This is a genomic window from Streptomyces sp. NPDC001700 (assembly GCF_053596435.1).
Genome location: NZ_JBSFGE010000073.1, coordinates 1 through 5792, shown reverse-complemented (window position 1 = coordinate 5792; position 5792 = coordinate 1). Strand labels below are relative to the sequence as shown.

Sequence of the window (5792 nt, the reverse complement as noted above, 5' to 3'; positions counted from 1 at the left end):
ACCAACGCTTCTGGCTCCAACCACCCACCCCCCAACCCACCACCAACCCCACCGACACCGCCCTCTGGAACGCCATCGAACACGGCGACCTGGACCTCCTCGGCATCAACCCCGACCAACCCCTGAACGAAGCACTACCAGCACTGGCATCCTGGCGCCGCCGCCAACAACAGCAGTCGACCACCGACACCTGGCGATACCGGACCCGCTGGATCCCCACCACACCACTCTCCTCGCCACCGGCCCTGTCCGGCATCTGGTACGTGATCAGCGACACGAGCCACCACACCCACGACTTGGCCACCGCCCTGTCAACCGCCGGCGCCGACGTACGAGCCATCGCCACACCCGACCAACTCGAGGCCAACACAAACCTCGCAGGCGTCGTCTCCCTCCTGCCCGTCACCGAGACCGTCGCACTGGTTCAAGCCCTCACCGCAGCGAACATCGACGCACCCCTGTGGTGCGTCACCCACAACGCCGTAGCCGTGACAGACGACGAAGTGGACCCCGACCAAGCCGCACTCTGGGGCCTCGGCCGCGTCATCGCACTCGAACACCCCGACCGCTGGGGCGGACTCATCGACCTCCCCACCCAGACGGACGAACACATCACGGCATCGCTGTGCGCGGTACTCTCCGGCGCCACCAACGAGGACCAGCTCGCCATCCGCCCCACCGGCGTATGGGCCTGCCGCCTCAGCCGCATCGCTCCCACCACACCCAAGCCCGCCGAATGGCACGGCCGAGGCACCGCACTGGTCACCGGTGGCACGGGCGCCCTGGGCAGCCACGTCGCCCGCTGGCTCGCCACCACCGGCGTCGAACACATCATCCTCACCAGCCGCCGAGGCATCGACGCCCCCGGAGCCCACGACCTGGCCACCGAACTCGAAGCCATGGGCCCACACGTCACCATCGCCGCCTGCGACGTGAGCGACCGCGACGCGGTCGCCACCCTGCTCAAGACGATCCCGGACCTGAAAGTCGTCATTCACACGGCAGGCGTTCTCGACGACGGTGTGCTGGAGTCGCTGACGCCCGAGCGCATCCACACGGTCATGCGCGTCAAGGCCGACGGGGCACGCCATCTCGACGAACTGACCCGCCACCACGACCTGGACGCCTTCGTCCTCTTCTCCTCCGCCTCCGCAACACTCGGCAACCCCGGCCAAGCGAGCTACGCGGCCGCGAACGCCACACTCGACGGCCTCGCACAACAACGCCGCGCCCAAGGCCTCACCGCCACCTCAGTGGCCTGGGGCGCCTGGGCCGGATCCGGCATGGGCGCCGGGCAGCGGCTGTTGCCCGGGATGGACCCGGAGGCGGCCATCGCCGTGCTGAGCCAGGCACTGGCCGCCGACGAGACCGCGCTGATGATCGCTGATGTGGAGTGGGCGAGCTTCGGCTCCCGGTTCACCGGGCTGCGGCCCAGCCCGGTGCTGAGCGAGTTGCTCGCGGAGTTGCCGGTCACCGCCACCGCGCCCGTCGAGGCGGCCGATGAGCTGGCCGCCCGGCTGCGGTCCATGCCACCGGCCGAACGGGAGCGGGCGGTGCTGGAGTTGGTACGCACCCAGGTGGCGGCCGTACTGGGGCATGCGAAGCCCGCTTCGGTGGATCCGGCACGACGGTTCATGGAGATCGGGTTCGATTCGCTGACGGCCGTGGAACTGCGCAACCGGCTCGTCGCCGCCACCGGCGCGCGTTTCCCCGCGTCGGTCATCTTCGACCACCCGACGCCGGAGGCACTGGCCGGGCATGTCCGCGCCGAGCTGACGGATGGCGGGCAGGCACCCGCACTCGACGAGCTGACCCGCCTGGAAGCGGCGCTGTCCGTTCTGCCGCCCGGTGACGCGGCGGGGGCCGAAGTCGCCGAGCGACTCAAGAACCTGCTGTCCCGTTGGGCGGAAAACGGAAGCAACGACGTCGACGCGGAAGTCGATTCCGCGACCGACGACGAAATATTCGATCTCATCGGCAAGGAATTCGGTATCTCGTGACGTTTCCACCGAACCCCAATTCTCCGTCGAATGAGTTCAGTACCACGTTGAGAGGGCAGTCTGCGATGTCGAATGAAGATAAGCTTCGTCACTTCCTCAAGGAGATGACGAAAGATCTGCGGCAGACTCGTCAGCGCCTTCAGGACGTGGAGGCGAAGAATCACGAGCCGATCGCGATCGTGGGGATGACCTGCCGCTTCCCCGGCGGTATCGCCTCCCCCGAGGCGCTCTGGGAGTTCGTGTCCGCAGGCGGCGACGCGGTGGCCGATTTCCCCGGCGACCGCGACTGGGATCTGGACGACCTCTTCGACCCGGTCGGCCGCTCCGGCGCGTCCGCCACCCGGTACGGCGGTTTTCTGCACGACATCGCCGATTTCGACGCGGGGCTGTTCGGGATATCGCCGCGTGAGGCGATCGCGATGGACCCGCAGCAGCGCCTGTTGCTGGAGACCTCCTGGGAGGTGTTCGAACGTGCGGGAATTCCCGCGGAGGCCGTGAAGGGCAGTGCCACGGGTGTGTTCATCGGCACCAACGGCCAGGACTACGCCACGCTCCTCAGCGCGGCGCGCGACGAGGTACAGGGGCACCTCGGCACGGGCAGCGCGGCGAGCGTGATCTCCGGCAGGCTGGCCTACACCTTCGGTCTGGAGGGCCCCACGGCCACCGTGGACACCGCCTGTTCCTCCTCGCTGGTCGCCTTGCACCTGGCCGTGCAGGCGCTGCGGAACGGCGAGTGCTCGCTCGCGCTCGCGGGCGGCGTCACGATCATGACGACACCGAGCACGTTCGTGGAACTGTCCGCGCAGGGCGGGCTGGCCCCCGACGGCCGCTCCAAGGCGTTCGCGGCCGGTGCGGACGGTACAGGCTGGGGCGAGGGCGTGGGCATGCTGCTCGTCGAGCGGCTGTCCGACGCCGAACGCAACGGCCACCAGGTCCTGGCGGTCGTACGAGGCTCCGCCGTCAACCAGGACGGCGCGTCGAACGGTCTGACGGCACCCCATGGGCCGTCACAGCGTCGCGTGATCCGCGCGGCCCTGGCCAACGCGCGGCTCGCGGCGTCCGACATCGACGCGGTCGAGGCGCACGGGACCGGGACCAAACTCGGCGACCCGATCGAGGCGCAGGCGCTGCTGGACACGTACGGGCAGGACCGGGACCGGCCACTGTGGCTCGCCTCGGTGAAATCGAACCTCGGTCACACCCAGGCGGCAGCGGGCATCGCCGGGGTCATGAAGATGGTCATGGCGATGCGCCACGGCGTGCTGCCCCGGACCCTGCATGTGGACGAGCCGACCCCGCACGTGGACTGGTCGGCCGGCGCGGTGCGGGTACTGACCGAGAACACGGCGTGGCCCGAGGACGACCGCCCCCGGCGGGTCGGCGTGTCCGCGTTCGGTGTGAGTGGCACCAATGCCCATGTGATCGTGGAACAGCCACCAGTCGAGGCCGAGGCGGAGCCCGCCCTGCCGCGCGCCGGGGCGTCGGCGGTCCCCTGGATCGTCTCGGGGCACGGGGAGACCGGCCTGCGGGCCCAGGCCGCACAGCTGGCTGCCGTGGCGGACACGCTGGACCCCTCCGACGTCGGACGGACACTGGCCACCACGCGCTCGGCTCTGTCCCACCGCGCGGTCGTGATCGGCTCCGGGCGGGAGGAACTGCTGTACGGGCTGTCGGCGTTGGCGGCCGGGGAGCCTGCCGCGAACGTGGTCGACGGAGTGGCGGGCCCCGACTCCGGTGTGGTGTTCGTCTTCCCCGGCCAGGGATCGCAGTGGGCGGGCATGGCCGTCGAACTGCTGGAGACCTCCCCCGTCTTCGCACGGCGGTTCGCCGAGTGCTCGGCCGTCCTGGAGCCGTACTACGACTGGTCGATCGAGGACGTGGTGCGCGGCGTCCCCACAGCGCCATCGCTCGACCTGATCGAGGTCGTCCAGCCGGTCCTGTTCACGGTGATGCTGTCGCTCGCCGAGCTGTGGGCCTCCTACGGGGTGAAGCCGTCCGCCGTGGTCGGCCACTCGCAGGGAGAGATCGCGGCGGCCTGCGTGGCGGGGGCACTGTCCCTGGACGACGCGGCGAAGATCGTGGTGCTGCGCAGTCGGCTCTTCGCCGAGACGCTGGTGGGCAGGGGCGCCATCGCCTCGGTGGCCCTGCCGGCGGACCAGCTGGCCGCCCGGATCGAACCGTGGGGCGAGCGGTTGACGGTGGCCGGCGTCAACGGGCCCACCGCCGCCACTGTGGCCGGTGATCCGGAGAGCTTGGAGGAGTTCGTCGCCGCCTGTGTGGAGGAAGGGGTACGCGCCCGGGTCGTGCCCGCGACGGTGGCCTCGCACAGCCCCCAGGTCGAGCCGCTGCGGGAGCGGCTGATGGAGCTGCTGGCGGAGGTCACTCCCCGCCGGGCCGACGTACCGTTCTACTCCACGGTGACCGGTGGGCTGCTGGACACCACCGGGCTCGACGCGGACTACTGGTTCCGCAACGCCCGCATGCCGATCGACTTCGTAGGTGCGCTGCGGTCCCTCTTCGCGGACGGCTACCGCGTGTTCGTCGAGTCCAGCTCCCATCCGGCGCTGGCCACGAGCATCCAGGACACCGCGGAGGCGGCCGACGAGCAGGTGGTCGTGACCGGTTCGCTGCGGCGCGGTGAAGGCGGGCTCGCGCGGTTCTTCTCCTCGCTCGCGCGGCTGCACGTCGAGGGCGTCCGGGTCGACTGGCTCCCGGCGTTCGCGGGTGCGGGCCGGGTGGAGCTGCCGACCTACGCGTTCCAGCGGGAGCGTTACTGGCTGGCCCCCGTTCCCGGGCGGGGCGACGCCTCGTCGCTGGGGCTGGGCGCGCTCGACCACCCGCTGCTGGGCGCGACGGTGACGCTGCCCGCCTCCGGCGGCTGCGTGCTCACCGGCCGGCTGTCGCAGGCCACCCATCGCTGGCTCGGAGACCACGCCCTCTCCGGCGTGGTGCTCCTGCCGGGCACGGGCTTCGTCGAACTCGCCCTGCAGGCGGGGCTGCTCTTCGGCTGTGACGTGGTGGACGAGCTGACGCTGGAGGGGCCGCTGGTCCTCCCGGAGCATGGCGCGATCGAGGTCCAGGTGTCGATCGGTGACACCGACGAGGACGGGCGCCGTCCGGTGTCGGTGTACTCCTGCCGGGAAGGCGAGTGGCTCCGGCACGCCAGCGGTGTCCTGAGTTCCGCCGCGGACGACGAACACACCCCGCAGTCCTGGCCGCCGGCGGACGCCGAGCGGATCGACGTGGGCGACCTCTACCCCTCTCTGGCGGAGCGCGGTTACGCCTACGGCCCGGTCTTCCAGGGGCTGCGCGCCGCCTGGCGCCGTGGTCACGAGGTGTTCGCCGAGATCGTCGTGCCGGAGGAGGCGCGAGGGGACGCCGCGCGGTGCGCGGTGCACCCGGCCCTGCTGGACGCCGCGCTGCACGGCATACGGTTCGGCGACTTCGTGTCCGACGACGCGCAGGCGTACGTCCCGTTCTCCTGGAGCGGCGTCACCCTGCACGCCGTAGGCGCGACGACCTTGCGGGTCGTGTTGTCCCCGGCCGGTCCCGACACCATCGCGCTCCGGGCGACGGACACCACCGGCGCGCCCGTCGTGTCCGCACGATCCTTGGCTCTGCGCCCGGTGACCGCTCAGCAGCTGCACGACGCCCGCGGCGGCACACCCGACTCACTCTTCCGCCTCGAATGGACCCACTGGAGGGAATGCCCCCTCCCCCAGCCCAACACCCCCACCCTCACCGACCTCACCGAACTGGCACCAGACGAAAACACCCCACCCGCCTGGCTCC

2 protein-coding genes are annotated in these 5792 nt (G+C 70.8%); both read left to right on the top strand.

What is annotated here, in order from left to right; genetic code table 11:
• Positions 1–2000, top strand: a 2000-nt coding sequence (locus ACWC5C_RS41970; RefSeq protein WP_450884617.1) for an SDR family NAD(P)-dependent oxidoreductase, incomplete at its 5' end; no start/stop codon positions are given.
• Positions 2001–2065: 65 nt separating this feature from the next.
• Positions 2066–5792, top strand: a 3727-nt coding sequence (locus tag ACWC5C_RS41965; RefSeq protein WP_450884615.1) for a type I polyketide synthase, incomplete at its 3' end; no start/stop codon positions are given.